This window comes from Pseudomonas sp. PDM28 (assembly GCF_019219115.1).
Lineage (GTDB): Bacteria > Pseudomonadota > Gammaproteobacteria > Pseudomonadales > Pseudomonadaceae > Aquipseudomonas > Aquipseudomonas laurylsulfatiphila.
On the sequence record NZ_JAHUWG010000006.1, the window covers coordinates 241,360 to 260,604 of the forward strand.

17 protein-coding genes are annotated in these 19,245 nt (G+C 59.8%); 9 read left to right on the forward strand and 8 right to left on the reverse strand.

From position 1 onward, the window contains the following. Positions 1-11: 11 nt before the first annotated feature. Positions 12-770 carry an SDR family oxidoreductase gene (locus tag KW841_RS15670; RefSeq protein ID WP_218477730.1) on the reverse strand — a complete coding sequence of 253 codons (759 nt, stop codon included), beginning with the start codon at positions 768-770 and terminating at the stop codon, positions 12-14. A gap of 166 nt (positions 771-936) precedes the next feature. Between KW841_RS15670 and KW841_RS15675 the strand changes: the two genes are divergently transcribed. The 4 genes from KW841_RS15675 to groL all read left to right on the forward strand — a co-directional run bounded on the left by KW841_RS15675 (position 937) and on the right by groL (position 4,449). Next, on the forward strand, positions 937-1,668 hold the full coding sequence (locus KW841_RS15675; RefSeq protein ID WP_218477733.1) for a HugZ family protein: 732 nt from the start codon (positions 937-939) through the stop codon (positions 1,666-1,668). Between the two features lie 66 nt (positions 1,669-1,734). Continuing rightward, positions 1,735-2,211, forward strand: coding sequence for an FxsA family protein (locus tag KW841_RS15680; protein WP_015096676.1), 477 nt, complete (start codon positions 1,735-1,737; stop codon positions 2,209-2,211). A 248-nt stretch (positions 2,212-2,459) separates the two neighbouring features. Next, positions 2,460-2,753 (forward strand): co-chaperone GroES, encoded by a 294-nt coding sequence (locus KW841_RS15685; RefSeq protein WP_007978564.1) that lies wholly within the window; start codon positions 2,460-2,462, stop codon positions 2,751-2,753. Between the two features lie 49 nt (positions 2,754-2,802). After that, the gene (groL, locus tag KW841_RS15690) at positions 2,803-4,449 is read left to right on the forward strand and encodes a chaperonin GroEL (RefSeq protein WP_015096675.1); all 1,647 of its coding nucleotides are present in this window, start codon (positions 2,803-2,805) and stop codon (positions 4,447-4,449) included. A 192-nt stretch (positions 4,450-4,641) separates the two neighbouring features. Here groL and KW841_RS15695 read toward each other — a convergent pair whose 3' ends face one another. Further along, positions 4,642-5,385, reverse strand: coding sequence for a phosphatase PAP2 family protein (locus tag KW841_RS15695; RefSeq protein ID WP_218477755.1), 744 nt, complete (start codon positions 5,383-5,385; stop codon positions 4,642-4,644). Between the two features lie 217 nt (positions 5,386-5,602). On the opposite strand from KW841_RS15695, the gene colR reads away from it, so the two are divergent. The 5 genes from colR to KW841_RS29705 all read left to right on the forward strand — a co-directional run bounded on the left by colR (position 5,603) and on the right by KW841_RS29705 (position 9,321). Continuing rightward, a complete protein-coding gene (gene colR, locus KW841_RS15700) occupies positions 5,603-6,286 on the forward strand; it encodes a two-component system response regulator ColR (protein ID WP_007985839.1) in 684 nt (227 codons plus the stop codon). Then, positions 6,276-7,550, forward strand: coding sequence for a HAMP domain-containing sensor histidine kinase (locus KW841_RS15705; RefSeq protein WP_218477765.1), 1,275 nt, complete (start codon positions 6,276-6,278; stop codon positions 7,548-7,550). Before colR ends, KW841_RS15705 begins: the two co-directional genes overlap by 11 nt. Positions 7,551-7,704: 154 nt before the next feature. Then, positions 7,705-8,373 (forward strand): class I SAM-dependent methyltransferase, encoded by a 669-nt coding sequence (locus tag KW841_RS15710; protein WP_218478244.1) that lies wholly within the window; start codon positions 7,705-7,707, stop codon positions 8,371-8,373. Positions 8,374-8,377: 4 nt separating this feature from the next. After that, entirely contained in the window at positions 8,378-9,091 is a 714-nt protein-coding gene (locus tag KW841_RS15715) for a lipopolysaccharide kinase InaA family protein (protein ID WP_218477768.1), read from the forward strand. A gap of 2 nt (positions 9,092-9,093) precedes the next feature. After that, positions 9,094-9,321 carry a hypothetical protein gene (locus tag KW841_RS29705; protein ID WP_015096670.1) on the forward strand — a complete coding sequence of 76 codons (228 nt, stop codon included), beginning with the start codon at positions 9,094-9,096 and terminating at the stop codon, positions 9,319-9,321. A gap of 182 nt (positions 9,322-9,503) precedes the next feature. On the opposite strand, the gene KW841_RS15720 is transcribed toward KW841_RS29705, so the two are convergent. From KW841_RS15720 to KW841_RS15745, 6 genes are all read right to left on the reverse strand, one after another. After that, on the reverse strand, positions 9,504-12,530 hold the full coding sequence (locus tag KW841_RS15720) for a multidrug efflux RND transporter permease subunit (protein WP_218477770.1): 3,027 nt from the start codon (positions 12,528-12,530) through the stop codon (positions 9,504-9,506). A gap of 13 nt (positions 12,531-12,543) precedes the next feature. After that, on the reverse strand, positions 12,544-13,692 hold the full coding sequence (locus KW841_RS15725; protein WP_218477773.1) for an efflux RND transporter periplasmic adaptor subunit: 1,149 nt from the start codon (positions 13,690-13,692) through the stop codon (positions 12,544-12,546). Positions 13,693-13,891: 199 nt separating this feature from the next. Beyond that, positions 13,892-14,992 carry a DUF1513 domain-containing protein gene (locus KW841_RS15730; RefSeq protein ID WP_218477775.1) on the reverse strand — a complete coding sequence of 367 codons (1,101 nt, stop codon included), beginning with the start codon at positions 14,990-14,992 and terminating at the stop codon, positions 13,892-13,894. 14 nt (positions 14,993-15,006) lie between these two features. Beyond that, positions 15,007-16,071 carry an imelysin family protein gene (locus KW841_RS15735; protein ID WP_218477776.1) on the reverse strand — a complete coding sequence of 355 codons (1,065 nt, stop codon included), beginning with the start codon at positions 16,069-16,071 and terminating at the stop codon, positions 15,007-15,009. Between the two features lie 27 nt (positions 16,072-16,098). Further along, on the reverse strand, positions 16,099-17,526 hold the full coding sequence (locus tag KW841_RS15740; RefSeq protein WP_218477778.1) for a di-heme oxidoredictase family protein: 1,428 nt from the start codon (positions 17,524-17,526) through the stop codon (positions 16,099-16,101). Positions 17,527-17,809: 283 nt separating this feature from the next. Then, the gene (locus KW841_RS15745) at positions 17,810-19,153 is read right to left on the reverse strand and encodes an imelysin family protein (RefSeq protein ID WP_218477781.1); all 1,344 of its coding nucleotides are present in this window, start codon (positions 19,151-19,153) and stop codon (positions 17,810-17,812) included. Positions 19,154-19,245 lie beyond the last annotated feature (92 nt).

A 19,245-nucleotide genomic window follows, 5' to 3' on the forward strand; every position in this document is an offset into this window, starting at 1 on the left:
TTGATCTTGCCTTAGATCCGCAACCCGCCATCCATCTCCAGAATCCGACCGGTGTAATAGTCGTTCTCGAAGATGTAAACCGCCGAATGGGCGATTTCCTCAGGTTTGCCCATACGCTTGAGCGGAATCCCGGCGGTCATCTTTTCCAGCGCTTCAGGCTTCATGCCCAGGGTCATTTCGGTTTCGATGAAGCCCGGTGCAATACCGGCCACGCGAATGCCGTAGCGCGCCAGTTCCTTGGCCCAGGTTACGGTCGCTGCAGCGACCCCGGCCTTGGCTGCCGAGTAGTTGGTCTGGCCGATGTTGCCGGCACGGGAAATCGACGAGATATTGATGATCGCGCCGCTGTTGTTCAGCTCGACCATTTTCGCCGCGACTTCACGGGTGCACAGGAACACGCCGGTCAAGTTGACGTCGATGACCGACTGCCACTGGGCCAGGCTCATCTTGGTCATTTCGCCATCCTTGACCTTGAGCAACAGGCCGTCACGCAGGATCCCGGCATTGTTGATCAGGCCGTGGATCGCGCCGAAATCTTCGGCGACCTGGGCGACCATGTGGGTCACTTGCTCTTCGTTGGCGACGTTGCACAGGTAAGCTCGGGCTTCGACACCCTTGGCCTTGCAGGCCGCGACGGCGGCGTCGAGTTTTTCCTGATTGAGGTCGACCAGGGCGAGTTTTGCGCCCTTGCCGGCGAAATACTCGGCCATGGAACGACCTAAACCCTGGCAACCGCCAGTGATAATGATTACTTTGTCAGTGAGTTGCATTCGCATGTCCCCCGGTAGCAGGTCTGAGTGGTTTCCTTGTAGAGAGCCTCTCGATCTGCGCCTGATGTGGCCCGGCTGCACATGAGAACTGCCCCCGATGGCATGCTGGGACTTTCACCAGCAGCTTGTCCGTTTTTATGACGGATTCTATTTAAGGAGTCATAAATTGAGCGTTGAAGCGGCTAAGCATGCACGAGAATTGCTCCTCAAGGAATACCGTGGAGTGCTCTCGACGCACTCCAAGTCAATGCCCGGTTTTCCGTTCGGCTCCGTGGTGCCGTACTGCCTGGACGAGCAGGGTCGGCCGCTGATCCTGATCAGCCGCATCGCGCAGCACACGCATAATCTGCAGAAAGACCCGAAATGCTCGCTGTTCGTGGGCGAGCGTGGGGCTGAGGATGTCCAGGCCGTTGGTCGCCTGACTTATCTGGCTGAAGCGCAGCAACTTGAAGACGAAGCCGCCATCGAAGTCGCCTCCGAGCGTTACTACCGCTACTTCCCGGAGTCGCAGGGTTATCACAAGGCCCACGATTTCGACTTCTGGGTGCTCAAGCCGGTGCGCCACCGTTACATCGGCGGTTTTGGCGCGATTCATTGGGTCAACGACCTGACCCTGGCCAACCCGTTCGCCGGCAAGGCCGAAGTGAGCATGGTCGAGCACATGAACGCGGATCACGCCAAGGCCATCGCCCATTACGTCGAACTGGCCGGGCTGCCGAAAAACGTGCCGGCGCAAATGGCCGGCATCGATACCGAAGGCATGCACCTGCGTATCGGCCAGAGCCTGTACTGGTTGCCGTTTCAAGCACCTTGTAATACGCCGACACAAGTCCGCGAAGCCTTGGTTTCTCTGGCTCACGCCGAACATTGGCCGAAAAATGAAGTGGCCGACGCTTGAATTCACGAAACGGCGACGTCATCTAAGGTGAACTGGCAAGGCATTCTTGCGTTGAGGAACCATTTGATGCGCCCTTTTTTGTTGCTCTTTCTGCTGTTCCCGGTGTTGGAGCTGTTCGTATTCGTCAAGGTGGCAGGGTCCATCGGGTTTTTCCCGGCCCTGCTGCTGATCATTCTCGGCTCGATGTTCGGTGTGTTCGTGCTGCGCATCGCCGGCCTGGCCACGGCCCTGCGTGCCCGTGAAAGCCTGAATCGCGGCGAGTTGCCGGCCCAGACCATGCTCGAAGGCCTGATGCTGGCATTGGCCGGTGGCCTGTTGATTCTCCCGGGTTTCATCAGCGATGTGATCGGCCTGTTCCTGCTGCTCCCGTTCAGTCGCCGTCTGCTGGCGGGCAAGATGCGCCAGCGCGCCGAAGAGCAGGCCATGCGTCAGCGCGCGTTCGCCGACGACCTGCAGGCACGCGGCGGTCCAGCCCCCCGCGAGCCGTTGGGGCGTGAACCGAATGTGATCGAAGGCGAGTTCGAACACCGCGATACCAAGTAATACGCCCATCGACACGGCACCTTCGGGTGCCGTGTTCGTTTGCGGGGCATCGACCTGAAAAATTTTCGCTGCCCGCCCTTGTAATAAGCTTATGCGCCCTTATGTAACGGTCACCGCAAGGTTTCTGGCGAACACGCCAGACAGACTTCCGCGGTTCGCTTGACGAACCGCAACCGGCACCGCCGGCCTTTGTTAAACCCGCCGGGACTACACCGGCCGATGAAAACCACAATTAGGAGAGATCGACAATGAAGCTTCGTCCTCTGCATGACCGCGTCGTCATCCGTCGCAGCGAAGAAGAAAAGAAAACCGCTGGCGGTATCGTCCTGCCAGGTTCGGCTGCTGAAAAAGCCAACAGCGGCGAAATCCTCGCTGTAGGCACCGGCCGCGTACTGGAAAGCGGTGAAGTGCGTGCACTGTCCGTGAAAGTGGGCGACAAGGTTGTGTTCGGTCCTTACTCCGGCAGCAACACTGTGAAAGTCGACGGCGAAGACCTGCTGGTAATGAGCGAGAACGAAATCCTCGCTGTTATCGAAGGCTGATTACCCGCTCATTTTCCCGCTACTTCAAAGTATTTAAGGAATATCGATCATGGCTGCTAAAGAAGTTAAATTCGGCGATTCCGCCCGCAAGAAAATGCTCACCGGTGTCAACGTCCTGGCTGACGCAGTAAAAGCGACCCTGGGCCCGAAAGGCCGTAACGTGATCATCGAGAAGAGCTTCGGCGCTCCGACCATCACCAAGGACGGCGTTTCCGTAGCCAAAGAAATCGAACTGGAAGACCGTTTCGAAAACATGGGCGCGCAGCTGGTCAAAGACGTTGCCTCCCGTGCCAACGATGACGCAGGCGACGGCACCACCACCGCTACCGTTCTGGCTCAGTCGATCGTCAACGAAGGCCTGAAGGCCGTCGCTGCCGGCATGAACCCGATGGATCTGAAGCGCGGTATCGACAAAGCGACCATCGCGATCGTCAAAGAGCTGAAAGCCCTGTCCAAGCCATGCGCCGACACCAAGGCTATCGCTCAGGTAGGCACCATCTCCGCCAACTCCGACAACTCCATCGGCGACATCATTGCCGAAGCCATGGAAAAAGTCGGTAAAGAAGGCGTGATCACCGTTGAAGAAGGCTCGGGCCTGGAAAACGAACTGTCGGTTGTTGAAGGCATGCAGTTCGACCGTGGCTACCTGTCCCCGTACTTCGTCAACAAGCCAGAGACCATGGTCGCTGAGCTGGACGGCCCGCTGATCCTGCTGGTCGACAAGAAGATCTCGAACATCCGCGAAATGCTGCCAGTGCTGGAAGCCGTTGCCAAAGCCGGCCGTCCACTGCTGATCGTGGCCGAAGACGTTGAAGGCGAAGCCCTGGCGACTCTGGTTGTGAACAACATGCGTGGCATCGTCAAAGTCGCAGCCGTCAAGGCGCCAGGCTTCGGCGACCGTCGCAAGGCCATGCTGCAGGACATCGCCGTTCTGACCGGCGGTACCGTGATCTCCGAAGAGATCGGCCTGAGCCTGGAAAGCGCAACCCTGGAAAACCTGGGCAGCGCCAAGCGCGTGACCCTGTCCAAGGAAAACACCATCATCGTTGACGGTGCTGGCGTACACGGCGACATCGAAGCACGCATCACTCAGATCCGTGCCCAGGTTGCCGAGACTTCCTCGGACTACGACCGTGAAAAACTGCAAGAGCGTCTGGCCAAGCTGTCCGGCGGCGTTGCAGTGATCAAGGTTGGCGCTGGTTCCGAAGTTGAAATGAAAGAGAAGAAAGCCCGCGTTGAAGACGCCCTGCACGCTACCCGTGCAGCCGTCGAAGAAGGCGTGGTACCTGGCGGTGGCGTGGCACTGATCCGTGCCCTGGAAGCTATCCTGAACCTGAAAGGCGACAACGCTGACCAGGACGTAGGTATCGCTGTACTGCGTCGTGCCATTGAAGCGCCGCTGCGTCAGATCGCTGCCAACAGCGGTGACGAGCCAAGCGTTGTGGTCAACGAAGTCAAGAACGGCAAAGGTAACTTCGGTTACAACGCTGCGACTGGCGAATACGGCGACATGATCGAAATGGGTATCCTGGACCCAACCAAGGTAACCCGTTCCGCTCTGCAAGCTGCATCGTCGATCGGCGGTCTGATCCTGACCACCGAAGCCGCTGTTGCTGAAGCACCGAAGAAAGACGGCGGTGCTGGCGGCGGTATGCCAGACATGGGCGGTATGGGCGGCATGGGCGGCATGATGTAAGCCAGCTACCCCTGTACGAAGAAACCCCGCCTGCGAAAGCAGGCGGGGTTTTTTATTGACGGGAATTTGAAGGACGCCTCGGTCTAGTGTGGGAGCGGGCTTGCTCGCGAAAGCGGTTCAACATTCAACAAACATGTTGTCTGACACATCGCTTTCGCGAGCAAGCCCGCTCCCACATTTTCGATCTGTGTTTCAGGCACTCACCGGTTGTGCTTTGGCAACAGCGTCGGCTCGGGAAGCAGGCCGATAAAGAATGCAGTAGTAAGACCCCAGACAAATCAGCCAGCAGAACACCGCCGTCCACACGTTGTGCGAGAAAAAGTGCGCCCCCTGCATCATCCGCCCGATGGAAAACACCGAACCCAGGGCAAATGCAAAGACAAATGCCGCACGAGCCATACGCGGGCGACGGTCACGCAGTACGAAAAACAGGGCAAACAGGGTGAAGCCGGTGGCCGCATGGCCGCCAGGCCAGCAACGTCCCGGTTTATCGGTATGCGGGCGAGGGCTCAACAGTTCGCTGTACGTTTCATGACCGCCGAATTGCTCAAGGCTCCAAGGGCATTGCACCGCGGTCACTGCTTTCATTGGCGTGACAAAGGAGGTGGCCAGGCCCAGGGACAACACCAGGCAACCCAGTTCCCGCTTGAACGGTTTGAGCCTGGCCATGAAAAACGAGGCGATGAAGCCGAGGATGGCAAACACCGAGAAGGCGATGACTACCTGCTTGGCGCGATCGTGCAGGATATCCTCGAGGAAGTAACTGTGGCGTCCGATGAATTCCCCGGCGACCGGGTCGTAAAACAGCTTGGCCAGGTCCATGTCCAGACTGGTCAATTCGAGCAACACCAGAATGATCGCGGCAATGGCAGGAATTCCAAGGCACACCCAGAAATTGAGCGGACGAGGAGCGGGGCGGGCGAGGGTCGAAACCATGCGAGTTCCTTGGTCGGTAAAGTGTTCTGAAAGGCGCAGCCGCGCAGAGTTTGAACCCGATTATGTCGTCAACGTGTGAGTCGATAGTGAAAAAGTCGTTAATGCCGCAAACGTTTGATTTCAACGGTTACAGCAGCACGCAATCCTAGCCCTGAGCCACACTTGGCCTTAAGCTGCGCGGGCCACGACGGCCGTTACTGTGGACGGAGAGATACCCATGCGAATTCTATTGGTTGAAGACAACCGCGATATCCTGGCCAACCTGGCCGATTACCTGGGGCTCAAAGGCTATACCGTGGATTGCGCGCAGGATGGTCTGTCTGGCCTGCATCTGGCGGCCACCGAGCATTACGACTTGATCGTGCTCGATATCATGCTGCCCGGCATCGATGGCTACACCCTGTGCAAACGGCTACGCGAAGATGCGCGCCGCGAAACGCCGGTGATCATGCTCACGGCCCGCGATCAACTGGACGACCGTCTGCAAGGCTTCAAGTCCGGCGCCGATGATTACCTGATCAAGCCGTTCGCCCTGTCGGAACTGGCAGCGCGTATCGAAGCGGTCATGCGCCGGACCCAGGGCGGCGGGCGGCGCACTTTGCAGGTCGGCGACCTGAGCTATGACCTCGACACCCTGGAAGTCACCCGCGAAGGCCGATTGCTGAAACTCAACCCGGTTGGCCTGAAATTGCTGGCCGTGTTGATGCAGAAAAGCCCGCATGTGTTGCGTCGTGAAATTCTTGAAGAGGCGCTGTGGGGGGACGACTGTCCGGATAGCGATAGCCTGCGCAGCCATGTCCACCAACTGCGCCAGGTGATCGACAAGCCGTTCGCCAAGCCGTTGTTGCAAACCGTTCACGGCGTGGGGTATCGCCTGGCCGAGGGGCGTGATGGAGTTTAAGCAGAGCCTTTCCCAACGCATCATCATTGCCTTTGCGCTGATGAGCGCACTGGTGGCGGGGGCCTTTGCCATGGGCATCGTGGCGACCGTGCACCTGGTGGAGGAAAAACTGATTTCGGCAGGCCTGGGCGGTGATTTGCAACGCCTGTTGCTGATGGACAACGTCACGGACTGGAGCCATCGCCCCGAACCGGACCAATTGTTCTACTTCAGCAACGGGCCCGGCGATTTCAGGTTGCCCAAGGATTTGCGCCATCTGGAGCCGGGTTTTCACGAAGTCTTCCGTGAAAACCTGTCGTACCACGCGATGGTCGAAATCGTCGACGGCCGACGTTACGTGCTGTTGCAGGACCAGAGCGACTTCGAAGAACGTGAACGGGTGCTGTTTGCCGTGGTGCTGGTGGGTTTCGTACTGAGCCTGGCACTGGCGGTGTTTCTCGGCTGGGTCCTGGCACGCAAGGTCATGGCACCGGTGGTGCGGCTGGCCCGGCAGGTGCGCCATCGCGATCAACTGCTCGGCCTGGCCCCCCCTTTGGCCCCGGATTATGCCGCCGACGAAGTGGGCGAGTTGGCCGTGGCATTCGACGCGACCCTCGGGCGCTTGCGTCAGGCTCTGACTCGTGAGCGCCTGTTTACCAGCGACGTCAGTCATGAATTGCGCACGCCCCTGATGATATTGGCCAGTTCCTGCGAGTTGTTGCTGGAAAACCCTGGTCTCGATCAACGTGGCCGCGCCCAGGTCGAGCGCATTGCCCGGGCGTGTGAAGAAATGCGTGAGCTGGTGCAAACCTTCCTGATGCTGGCCCGTGCCCAGCGCGAAGACGCCAGCATGTCACCGCAGCAGTCCCTGGGCCAGGTGGCCGAGGGACTGCTCGTTCTGTGGCGCGAGCCCATTGAAAGCAAAGGGTTGAAGCTGATCTTCGAGCCGGGCAACCCTGAGGCCAGGAGTTACAACGCGACGCTCCTGCACGCAGTGATGGGTAACTTGCTGCGCAACGCCTTGCATTACACGGAACGGGGCTTCATTCGCCTGAGCCTGACGGGCACGGGATTTCTGGTCGAAGACAGCGGTGTGGGCATTCCCGAGGAAAAACGCGAGGCGATGTTCGAACCCTTCGTTCGGGGCACTGAAAAACGCGGGGAAGGCCTGGGCCTGGGGCTTTCACTGGTGCAGCGGATTTGTGAAAACCAGGGTTGGAGCGTCAGCCTGACTACGATGGAGCCCAGTGGCTGCTGTTTTCAGGTGGAGCTGTCCCGAACTTGATCTGTTGAGTCAGGTCGTCCAGAAAACCCTATCAATTCAGTAAAACCCTGTAATAATTCCGGGTTTCCCATAACGATTTTTTCACAAATGGATGACCAGTCACCGACACCACAAAATCTAAGGTAGTTGCATCAGAAGTTCAGGAGACCTGATGATGGACGGCCCGATCAAACTCGATTTTTCAGAAAAGTACGACGATCAACACGCGCAACGCTATTTGCGCAAACACCAGGAAGGTCTCGGCCGTCGATTGTCTCACTGGCGTGACGAGCAACTGGCGCGCAAGGCGCTGGCCTTGGTTGGCGAACCTGGTCTGGTCCTCGATTTGCCTTGTGGTGCAGGGCGTTTCTGGCCCTTGTTGGCGGAAAAATCCAACCGTGTGATCATCGGTGCCGATAACTCGAAGTCCATGCTGAAGATCGCAACCCAGGCGCAACCGGCCGATGTGGTGAAGCGGGTACAGCCCTTGCACACATCAGCGTTCGACATCGCCTTGCCGGACAACGCCGTCGACAGCATTTTTTGCATGCGCTTGCTCCACCACATCGGTGAAGCCGGGCATCGCATGGCTATCCTGCGTGAATTCGAGCGGGTTTCCCGCGACAGCGTGATCCTTTCGTTGTGGGTCGATGGCAACTTCAAGGCCTGGAAACGCAAGCGTTCGGAGAAAACCCGTGGGCAGGAAGGTTACCAAAACCGGTTTGTGTTACCGGCCGCTACCGTAGAGAAGGAATTTGAGCAGGCGGGTTTCCGGATCCAGGAACAACTGGACTTTTTGCCGCTCTATGCCATGTGGCGAGTTTACGTATTACGCAAGAGGTAACAGGATGGCAGTGCAGTGTGCAGCAGAAACGGAAGTCGTTCCCCAGGACCGCTTCGATTACTTCTGGAATCAGCGCGGTGAATGGGTAGAAGAACCCAACGTCCGTCGCGGCGGCGAAAGCGGGGTTCAACGCCTGATGGGCAGTGATGGTCAACTGCTCTACGTCAAGCGCCAGACCGGGCATATCCATCGTAGCTTGCAGCACCCTTTCGGGCGGCCTACGGTCATGCGCGAGCATGCGGCGCTCACCGGTGTGACCGTGCTTGGCGTACGGGTTCCGGAGATCGTGTTCTGTGGGGCACAGCGCGATCCCGTGCACAAGTGGCGCGCCTTGCTGGTCACCAAGTCGCTGGACGGCTTCGAGGAAATCGATCGCTGGTACGCCGGTGGCGGTCGCGAGCGTCATGGTGAAGCCATTAACGAACGAGTGCTCAAGGACCTGGCTGAAAACCTGGCTCGCATGCACAAGGGCCGCTGGCAGCACGGTTGCCTTTACGACAAGCACGTATTCGTTCGCGTGACGGGTGAGGGCGAGACGGCCAAGGTCGAAGTGGCCCTGATCGATCTGGAGAAATGCCGACAGCGTTTTACGGCTCGTCGCGCAGCTCTCCATGACATGAAACAGTTGCGTCGCCACTCGTCGTTCAGCGACGCAGACTGGAAAAAGCTCGTCTACTTTTATGAGACGGCGTTTGGCAGCGCTATCAAGGGTTTATAGCGATGAAACTCGAAATTGCACGAGGTTTGTTTCTGGTAGGAGCCTTGGCAGTTGCATCGATCGCGATGGCAACCTGGGAGCAACCACGCCCCCAGGTTCTCAGCTCGATAAGCGCAGAAGAACATTGTCCGTTGCCGCGGGTTGCGAAGGCATCCGTGGCCACTCGACCCGATCATGATTTATTGTTATTCATGTTCGGGCTTTCTCAGGGATTGAGGCCGCAAAGTTGAATCGATTGAAGCCAAAATGAAAGGCCTCGCAATTGCGAGGCCTTTTTTTTTGCCCTGACTTCCAAACATGCACGATTCAATGTGGGAGCAGGCTTGCTCGCGAAAGCGGTGTGTCATTCAACCAATAAGTTGACTGATCAATCGCCTTCGCGAGCAAGCCCGCTCCCACAGGTTTTTCTGCGTCAGCGCTTATCGGGTTTGGCCAGAACCGTGTAGACGCAAGGCAACACAAACAGGGTGAACAAGGTGCCGATCGACATGCCGGTCGCGATGACCGTGCCGATGTCGAACCGGCTGACCGCGCCAGCACCGGTGGCGATGATCAAGGGCACCATGCCGAACACCATCGCCGCGGTGGTCATCAACACCGGACGCAAGCGGATGGCCGCCGCTTCCTCCACGGCTTCCCGCGCCGTCAGGCCCTTGTCCTTGCGTAGCTGGTTGGCGAACTCGACGATCAGAATGCCATGCTTGCTGATCAGCCCGATCAACGTCACCAGCCCGACCTGGGTGTAGATGTTCATGCTCGACCACCCCAGGAACAGCGGAATCAACGCGCCGCAGATGGACAGGGGGACGGTGACCAGGATCACCAGCGGGTCGCGGAAGCTTTCGAACTGCGCCGCCAACACCAGGAAAATGATCGCCAGTGCCAGGGCAAAGGTGACCCACAGGGCGCTGCCTTCCTGTACGTACTGCCTCGACGCGCCGGCGTAGTCGAAGGCAAAGCCGACCGGTGCCTCTTCCCGGGCGATCTGGCGCACGAGGTCGATGGCTTCCCCCATGCTCACCAGCGGCACGCCGGACAGGATGGCGGAGTTGAGTTGCTGGAACTGGTTCAGCTGTCTCGGTCGAGCGCGGTCGGTGACCGTGATCAGGGTCGACAATGCCAACAGCTCGCCCTGGGTGTTTTTCACGTAGTAATTGTTCAGCCAGTCCGGATTGTCGCGGAACGCTCGCTCGACCTGGGCAATGACCTTGTAGCTGCGACCTTCAATGGTGAAACGGTTGATCTCGGCTTCGCCCAGCAGGGTTGCCAGGGTTCCCCCCAGATCCTGCATGGAAACCCCCATCTGCGCTGCCTTGGCGCGGTCGATATCCACCACCACTTCCGGCTTGTCGAAGGCCAGGTCAACGTCGACAAATGCAAACTTGCCGGATTCCATCGCCCGTTTTTTTACCCGGTCGACCACTTGCAGCAGCAGTTCGTAATCGTTGGAGGAGTTGATGACGAACTGAAACGGCAAGCCTTCGCCGGTGCCTGGCAGGGACGGCAGGTTGAAGCCGAAAATCTGCAACCCCGGGATGCTTTCCAGTTTGGCCTGAACCTCGGGCAGGATCGCCATCTGAGTGCGACTACGCTCGTTCCAGGGCTTGAGCAGGAAACCGCCGATGCCCGATTGCACGCCGTTGAATCCGTTGATCTGGAATGACGAGTAGTACTCGGGAAACCCCTTGAAGATCGCGACGAACTCGTCGGTGTAGGTGTTCAGGTAGTCGAGGTTGGTCGGTTGCGGGGCGTTGGCAATCATGAAAATGATGCCCTGGTCCTCATCCGGCGCCAGTTCCGATTTGGTGAACTTCAGAAGGACCGGAATCAGGCACAACACGATCACGGCGAACACCAGCACCACCGGGCGGGTGTTGAGGGTGCCGTGGAGCATGCTCTGGTAGCGGCGCTTGAGGCGTTCGAAAATCATGTCGAGGCGATGGGCCAGGCCGCTGGGGTTCTCGTCGTGACGCAGCAGAAACGCACACATCATTGGCGACAGGGTGAGGGCGACGATGCCGGAAATCACCACCGCACCGGCCAGGGTCAGGGCGAACTCCTTGAACAGCGCCCCGGTCAGGCCGGTCAGGAAGCCGATCGGCGCATACACCGCCGCCAGGGTGATGGTCATCGAGATCACTGGCATGGCGATTTCCCGGGCGCCTTCAATGGCGGCGTCCAGCGGTGTCTTGCCTTCCTCGATGTGGCGATGAATGTTTTCCACCACCACGATGGCGTCATCCACCACCAGGCCGATGGCCAATACCATCGCCAGCAGGGTGAGCAGGTTGATCGAGTACCCCATCATCTGCATGAAGAACATGACGCCGATCATTGACAGCGGGATGGTCACCACCGGGATCACCACCGAGCGCAGGGCGCCAAGGAACAGGAACACCACCACGATCACGATCAGCACCGCTTCGAACAGCGTTTTCACCACTTCGTCGATCGAGGCCTGGATGAACAGCGTGGCGTCGTAGGCGATTTCACCCTTGAGGTTCGGCGGTAGCTGGGCCTCAAGTTCCGGCATGATCTTGCGTACTTCCTTGATCACATCCAGCGGGTTGGCGGCAGGTGTCGCCTTGATGCCGATGTACACCGAAGGGGTGCCACCGAAGGAACTGATGGAGTCGTAGTTTTCCGCACCCATTTCCACGCGCGCCACATCCCGCAGCAGCACACGGCTGTCGCCATCGACCTTGAGCGGAATCGCCCCGAAGGCCTCGGCGGACTTGAGTTCGGTATTGGCGTTGATGCTGGTGACCACGTATTCGCCTTTCACCTCGCCGGCGGCCGAGAGAAAGTTGTACTGGCGCACCGCGTTGGTCACATCGCTGGCACTGAGGCCGAAACCCGCGAGCTTCACCGGATCCAGCCACAGGCGCATGGCAAATACCTGGTTGCCGAGGATTTCGGCCTCGGCCATGCCGGGCAAGGTCGCCAGTTTGGGCTGGATCACCCGCGACAGGTAATCGGTAATCTGCGGGTTGCTCAATTCCTTGCTGAAGAAACTCATGTACATCAGCACTGACGCATTGGCAGATTCTTTGCTCAGCACCGGGTCTTCTGCGTCCTGGGGCAGCTGGTTCTTGACCTCGTTGGCCTTGGCCAGCAGTTCGGTAAACAGACGGTCGCTGTTGGAGCCGACGCGCGCGTAGATCGATATCACCGAAAAGTTCTGGCGACTCACCGAGGTCATGTAGTCGATACCCTCGGCGCTGGCGAGGCTTTGCTGCATCGGTTGGGTAATGTAGCCCTGGATGGTCTCGGCGTTGGCTCCGGGATAGGCGGTGGTCACCGTGATCAGGGCGTTTTCCATTTGTGGATACTGGCGCAGCGGCAGCTTGCTCCAGGCCTGAAAGCCCAGCAGCACAATCAGCAGGCTGACAACGGTTGCGAGAACCGGGCGGCGAATGAACGGATCGGTAAAAGCCATAGGGATTCCTTGATCAGTCCGCGCGAGGCGGGCTGTTCTGCCCGGCCAGGGTCTTGTCGTCGCTGATGGCAATGTGCGCGCCGTTATCCAGTTTGAGCTGGCCGGCGGTCACCACTTTCTCGCCGTTCTGCACGCCTTTGGTGATCATCACTTGCCCATCGCGGCGTTCGCCGGTTTCGACAAATCGCCGTTCGGCGATCAGCACCGGCTGGCCCTTGTCATCCTTTACCGGGCTGCCGTCTTCGGCCTTCTTTTGCACGGCCATATACACCGAGTTGCCGTAGAGCGTGTAGGTAATCGCGCTTTCCGGCACCACGATGCGCGGTTGCGGGTCGGGCAGGAGCACCTGGAGGTTGGCGAACATGCCTGGCATCAACTTGCCATCGGGGTTGGCCAGGGTGGCGCGGACCTGCACGTTACGGGTGCTGTTCTCGACTTTCGGGTTGATTGCACTGATGGTGCCCGGGTACTCCTGGTTCGGATACGCCGCGACAATGACCTGCACTGGCTGGCCGAGTGCAATCTTCGGCACCGACTGCTCGGGCACAAAAAAGTCGACATACAGGCTACTGAGGTCTTGCAGGGTGGCGATCATGGTGCCACTGGCAAGATAGTCGCCAACGTCTACATGACGAATGCCGATGGTCCCGCTAAAGGGCGCGACGATGCTTTTTTTGCCGAGCGCAGCCTTGAGTTGATTGACCGTGGCCCGGCTCTTTTTCAGCACCGCCGAAAGCCGGTCGAACTCGCCTTTGGAAATGGCCTGGCTGCCGACCAGTTGGCTACCGCGACCGTAATCGAGCTGGGCCAGCCCGAGGTCGGCCAGAGCCGTTTCCAGCAGGGCGCTTTCAACGGCGCTGTCGAGGCGCAGGAGTGGTTGACCGGCCTTGACCTTTTGCCCTGACTCGAACTGCAAATCGATGACGGTGCCATCGGTCTCCAGGCTCAGGTCCACGCCTTGCAATGCCTTGAGCGTGCCAACGGTAGGCAGGCGGGCTTGCCACGGACGCTCGGTGGCGGTGGCCACGGCAACGCTGATGGCCGGTCTGGGGGCAGAGAAGCCTTGAACCATCGTGTAGATCGAGAAGGCTTTGTAGGCGGCCAGGACCAGCACAATCAGTAGTACTACACCCAACATGATCAGCATGCGGCGACGCAGCATATTCCAGTTCCTTGGAGAAAATCAGGTGAGACAGCAGGGCACATTACCGGGAGTGTAGAGGTAATCCAACTGCCGTTTTTACAGGTTGTGAGGTATTAGAGGGGGGAAAGCCTGAAAAGATTCGCCGTCTCGGGTCGCGCTGCGGGGTGTACGTCATCCCGATACAGGCGCGGCCCAAGGCGGCGATCTTTTCAATGATTCAGGCCATCAGATGCAGATGGTTGTCCCAGAGCCCTGCGGGTAGCTCCAGCGGTTTGGCGACCAGGTTTGTCTGGCGGCAGTCGTAGTAACGGCAGCGCCCCTGGCCCGATGTCACGACAAAACCATCGGCCACGGCGCCGACCCCGGCGCAGTCGGGCAGGGGGGCATCCAGGCGTACTTCACCGCTGTCCAGGTCCCAGATGAAGAAACGGTTGCCCCGCGGCGCAGTCAATGCCACCAGGCGCAAGTCGTTGTGCACCGCGACGCTGGCGGTGTAGTGCCCCATGGCCTGCAACTGGTGCTCGGGCACCGGGAACGCCACGAAAGGCTGGCCGGGACGCTTGATCGCCAACAGCTCCGACGACTCGTGGGCCGCGCCCATGAATTGTTGGCTGGCGACGATGGTGCCGTCGCTGGCGATGGCCAGATGGCGCACGCTGTTCATCTGCTGGGCGAGGGTTTCCTTGCTCAGCAAGGTGCCGTCACGTTGCATCAGGACCAGGCTCGGTTCCATGGCGTTGAGGTTCATCTCCACCCGGCTTTCGGCCTCGGTGCGAATCCCGCCGTTGGCCACCACCAGGGTTTCGCCATCGGGCATCCACGACAACTGGTGCGGACCCAGGCCGTGGGTGGAAATCTCACCGCTGTGCACCAGCCTTTCGCCTTCGAACTTATACACACCGAGCAGGCCGCGGCCCGGATCGGAGGTGTCATTTTCGGTGGCGTACAGCCAGTCGCCGCTGTGGTGAATGACCGCGTGTCCGTAGAAGTGCCGATTGGGCTGCGACACCACGGTTTGCAGGAGCGCGCCGTCGCGCAGGTCGATCAGGTAGCTCTCGGTGCCCGGACGGCGGGCGACGAACAGTGCAATCGGCTGTGTCGGGTGGTTGATGATGTCGTGGCAACGCTGGCCGACCCGGGTGGCGAACACCTGGGTGCCATCGAGCCGATAACCGACGGCGTAATGCTGGCCATCGGTATCGTCCCGTGCCGAAAGCAACAACGGACTCTTGTCCTTTTGCTTGAACAGCGTCCAGCCGCCCAGCGTCACCGCACCCAGCAGCAAACTCCCTAATGTCAGAACCTGGCGTCGCAACATGGAACGGGCCCTCATCAGTCACCGTCGTTGGCATTGAAGCCCAGCTGGATGCCCAATGCCTTGGCCAGATCGGCCTCGTGCAGTCGATGGACGACGTTGAGGCTGTCATACAGCTCGTTGAGTTGCTGGCGGCCGGCCTCGTCATTGAGCATGTCGGTCAGCGAACGCTGGTTGCCGGCAAACAGTTTCAGCGAGGCGGCATAGGCTGCATCGATCTTGTCGGCCAACGGCTTCTGCTCGCTCGGCAACAGTCCGCGCAGGCCTTTGTTATCCACACCTTCCCAGACCGTTTTGGCAGCCGCGAGGCTGGCTTCGAGGCTGGTCAGGGACGACTGGCTGCGCCAGGCATCGGCCTGGAACGGTTGCGGCACGCCCTTGCTCTGGCGACCCATCGGCGTGCCGAGTTTTTTCTTCAGGGTGTCGATAGCGGTGACTTGAACCCGCAGCAGATCGGCAATCGCTTCGTGGGAGTCGGCGTAGCGCTGGTTCGGGAATTTGCTCATCTGCGCGAGCATGCCGTCAGTGTTGTTCCAGGTTTGCAGAATCTCTTCGGCCAACTGTTTCTGGCGTTCGCCGATGGCGATCAGCAGTGGGCAGTATTTGCTCTTCTGCTCAGCGTTGGCCACGTCAGGCTTGCTGTCGAACAGAATGTATTCGTAGGCCGAGAGGCCCTGCACCACGACACTGGACTTGGCCAGGGCGGCGGCATCGATCTGCGGCTGGGCGCTGACCAGTTGCTCGACCTGACGGCCGACCAGGTTTTTCTTGTCCGGCCAGAACTGCACTTGCCACGAACGGTTGCCTTCGGCCAACGGCCCGATCAGCAGCGGTTGCAGCTCGGCCCAGGCTTTTTGCGCGTGCAGGAAGTCGGCACGGGCGGTTTCCAGGGTTTCCTTGCCTTCGCAGTAGGCGAGAGCGCTGACCGCCAGTTGACGGTCAGCTTCAACCCAGCGGGTGTAGGTCGGCAGGATCACCGACTTGGCGATGGCCGCCGACGTGACCGCTTGCGGATCCTGGGGCGAGCAGGCGCCCAGGGCGAGGGCGGCAAGGCTGGTGAACAACAGTTTGGGACGGAACATGTCGGGCTCCCGCGATTGGAATGCGTGTTAAAGGGAATTCAGGAACGCCAGCAACGCGGCGCGCTGCTCGGCATTGAAAGACAAAACCTGTTGCTGCGCCGCTGTCGCCTCGCCGCCATGCCAGAGCACGGCTTCGAGCAGGTTGCGGGCGCGGCCGTCGTGCAGGAACTGGGTATGGCCGCTGACCGCCTGTGTCAGGCCGATGCCCCACAACGGCGGGGTGCGCCATTCGCGGCCACTGGCCTGGAATTCACTACGGTTGTCGGCCAGGCCGTCGCCCATGTCATGCAGCAGCAGGTCGCTGTAGGGGCGAATCACTTGATTGGCCAGCTCAGGTTCGGCGGCGTTGGCGGCGGTGGTGTATTTCGGTGTGTGACAGGACTGGCAACCGGCCTGATAGAACAAGGTTTTGCCGGCCAGCACTTCAGGTGCGTTGACGTCACGACGGGCCGGTACGGCGAGGTTACGGCTGTAGAACAGCACCAGGCGCAGGATGTTATCGCTGACTTCCGGCTCGCCATCAGGGCCGTTGCCATTGGGTGCCTGTTTGCAGGCCGTTTGCGCGTCCGTGCAGTCATCAACGGGCCGCAGGCTGGTCGTGAGGCCCATATCGCCCGAAAACGCGTGAACATTCTGTTGATTGAGGTTCGGTTGTCCGGCTTTCCAGCCAAATCTTCCCAAAACCGTCTTTTGCTCGGCGTCATCCCAGACCCGGTTCGGTCGTCCGCTGATGCCGTTGTTCGCCTTGGCCTGTGCCTCGGCGTTGGCCAGGATCGCCTCGTCAGGGATCGCCTCGAGCAGGCCCAGGCCAATCATCGGCGGGGCAACCCGCGCCGAGAAGCGGGTGTCGGGGTGCATCGGGCCGTAGCCCAGCTGGGTAATGTTCAGGCTGGGTTTGCGCAGCTCGACTTCGGTGCCGTCCTTGAAGCGAACCGGCACGGCGGTGTAATCGACCCGCACTTTGCCTTCGGGGGCTACACCGGGTACGGCCATGTCCTGGAACTGACCGCCGTAGACGGGCTCCGGCACCACGCCGATCTGCTCGATGACCTTGGCATACGCCGGGGTGTCGGGAATCGACAGGCGTACCAGCATCGACACGGCGTTCACATCGTCCGCAGCCGGTGGATGACCGCGGCCGTCCTTGATGTGACAGCCCTGGCAGGCATTGGTGTTGAACAACGGGCCGAGGCCATCGCGCGCGGTCGTCGTCGAAGGGGCGATCACCCAAGGGCTGCGGAAGAAGCTGTTGCCGACGCTGAAATCCACACGCCGGGACGGCGGCAGGTTCGCCGAGGGCATGGAAAACGCGTTCTGATCGGTCTTGCGCACCGTTGCACTGCCGCCGGAGCGGGCTTCACCGGGTTCTGCCTGGGTGAATTTCGGGGCGTCATCGCAGGCACTCAGGCCCAGGGCCAGAAACAGTGCGGACAAGCGAAGAGGCAGCGAGGGCATCAGGGATCCTGCAAGACGAGCAAAACAAGGGCGCAAAGTCTAACAGGGGATGGGAATTTGAATAAGAGGAATTATCGTTTGCTTGATGTGGGGCAGCGTTTATCTGGAAACGATGATCCCTCTGTGGGAGCGAGCTTGCTCGCGATGGGGCCATCATGACCAATATCAATGTTGAATGTGCTACCGCTATCGCGAGCAAGCTCGCTCCCACAGGGGATGAGCTGTGGCGGACACAAAAAAGGCGACCCGAAGGTCGCCTTTCTACTCACTCAGCCAGCGTTGATCAGAATTCGTGATCAGCATTGTCCGGGTTCAGGTCGTTGATGCCCAGTTTGCCAGCGGCGGCTTCGATCGAACCGGTCTGCTTGACCAGCGTAGCGATGGCGTCACGGACGATCTGGTTGCCTGCGGTGTTGCCGGCAGCGATCAGCTGGTCGTAGTGCTCACCCTTGTTGGCGTGATCAACCATGATCTGGATCTTGGCTTCGGTAGCGGCCAGGTCGTCTTTGAGCGCGGTGTCGGCAGCCGGGTCGGCCTTGGCCACCAGGGACGACAGGCTGGCGCCGGTCATTTTGGTACCGTCGACACGGGTGTATTCACCCAGGTACACGTTACGAATGCCCTTGGCATCGTAGAAGTGCGAGTTGTGGGTGTTGTCGCTGAAGCAATCCTGTTCGTCTTCAGGGGAGTTGGCTTCCAGGGAAACCTTCATGCGCTCGCCCGCAAGTTCGCCCAGGGACAGGCTGCCCATGCCGAACAGCATTTTGCGCAGGCCGGTTTCGGCCGGTTCCGCTTCCAGGGTGGCGCGGTAGTTGTCGGCCACGTTCGGCTTCCAGTTACCGACCATTTCTTCCAGGTCGCTGACCAGCAACTGAGTCACGGACTTCAGGTAGGCACGACGACGATCGTTGTGACCGCCGGTAGCCCCTTTGCCTTCCAGGTAGTCCGAAGCCGGACGGTTGCCGGCGCCAGGGCCGGTGCCGTTCAGGTCCTGGCCCCAGAGCAGGAATTCGATGGCGTGGTAACCGGTGGCGACGTTGGCCTCGGAACCGCCCAGCTCGTTCAGGCTGGCGAGTTTTTCCGGGGTGATGTCTTTGACGTCGACCTTGTCTTCGCCGATCTGCACTTCAGTGTTGGCGATGATGTTGGCGGTGGCACCCGGGTTGCCCAAGGCGTGCTCGTAGGACTTGTCGACGTAGTCGATCAGGCCTTCGTCCAGTGGCCAGGAGTTCAACTGACCTTCCCAGTCGTCAACGATGGTGTTGCCGAAGCGGAACACTTCGCTCTGCAGGTAAGGCACGCGAGCGGCAACCCAGGCAGCCTTGGCGGCTTTCAGGGTGTCGTCGTTCGGCTTGGCGAGGAAGGCGTCTACGGCGGTTTGCAGGGTCTTCGCGGTGGATTCGGCATCGCTGTAAACGGCAAAAACGATGTCGGCGTAGTGAGCGACAACGGCTTTGGCGGCGGCTTCGTCGACTTTACCGGCAGCGGCAGGCGCAGCAGCCGGGGTGGCCGCGGTGCTGGCAGCTGGCGCAGGCGCGGCAGCTTTTTCTTTGTCACCTTCGCCACAACCGGCGAGGGAAATAGCGATGGCCAACAGACTGGCGGTAGCCAGAGGCATACGAATCATGGCGAACATCCTGCTTCGATAGGGGTGGAGTGGCGCTATGCGCACGCAAAACTGCGACATAATGCAAATCTTTCGCATTATGTGTAAAGGGT

What these genes read in the sequence shown, in the direction of transcription:
- KW841_RS15670 (WP_218477730.1), bottom strand. Translation starts at nt 770, where the DNA reads ATGCAACTCACTGACAAAGTAATCATTATCACTGGCGGTTGCCAGGGT.
- KW841_RS15740 (WP_218477778.1), bottom strand. Translation starts at nt 17,526, where the DNA reads ATGCCCTCGCTGCCTCTTCGCTTGTCCGCACTGTTTCTGGCCCTGGGC.
- KW841_RS15685 (WP_007978564.1), top strand. Translation starts at nt 2,460, where the DNA reads ATGAAGCTTCGTCCTCTGCATGACCGCGTCGTCATCCGTCGCAGCGAA.
- KW841_RS15725 (WP_218477773.1), bottom strand. Translation starts at nt 13,692, where the DNA reads ATGCTGCGTCGCCGCATGCTGATCATGTTGGGTGTAGTACTACTGATT.
- colR (WP_007985839.1), top strand. Translation starts at nt 5,603, where the DNA reads ATGCGAATTCTATTGGTTGAAGACAACCGCGATATCCTGGCCAACCTG.
- KW841_RS15710 (WP_218478244.1), top strand. Translation starts at nt 7,705, where the DNA reads ATGGACGGCCCGATCAAACTCGATTTTTCAGAAAAGTACGACGATCAA.
- KW841_RS15715 (WP_218477768.1), top strand. Translation starts at nt 8,378, where the DNA reads ATGGCAGTGCAGTGTGCAGCAGAAACGGAAGTCGTTCCCCAGGACCGC.
- KW841_RS15705 (WP_218477765.1), top strand. Translation starts at nt 6,276, where the DNA reads ATGGAGTTTAAGCAGAGCCTTTCCCAACGCATCATCATTGCCTTTGCG.
- KW841_RS15735 (WP_218477776.1), bottom strand. Translation starts at nt 16,071, where the DNA reads ATGTTCCGTCCCAAACTGTTGTTCACCAGCCTTGCCGCCCTCGCCCTG.
- groL (WP_015096675.1), top strand. Translation starts at nt 2,803, where the DNA reads ATGGCTGCTAAAGAAGTTAAATTCGGCGATTCCGCCCGCAAGAAAATG.
- KW841_RS29705 (WP_015096670.1), top strand. Translation starts at nt 9,094, where the DNA reads ATGAAACTCGAAATTGCACGAGGTTTGTTTCTGGTAGGAGCCTTGGCA.
- KW841_RS15695 (WP_218477755.1), bottom strand. Translation starts at nt 5,385, where the DNA reads ATGGTTTCGACCCTCGCCCGCCCCGCTCCTCGTCCGCTCAATTTCTGG.
- KW841_RS15720 (WP_218477770.1), bottom strand. Translation starts at nt 12,530, where the DNA reads ATGGCTTTTACCGATCCGTTCATTCGCCGCCCGGTTCTCGCAACCGTT.
- KW841_RS15730 (WP_218477775.1), bottom strand. Translation starts at nt 14,992, where the DNA reads ATGTTGCGACGCCAGGTTCTGACATTAGGGAGTTTGCTGCTGGGTGCG.
- KW841_RS15745 (WP_218477781.1), bottom strand. Translation starts at nt 19,153, where the DNA reads ATGATTCGTATGCCTCTGGCTACCGCCAGTCTGTTGGCCATCGCTATT.
- KW841_RS15680 (WP_015096676.1), top strand. Translation starts at nt 1,735, where the DNA reads ATGCGCCCTTTTTTGTTGCTCTTTCTGCTGTTCCCGGTGTTGGAGCTG.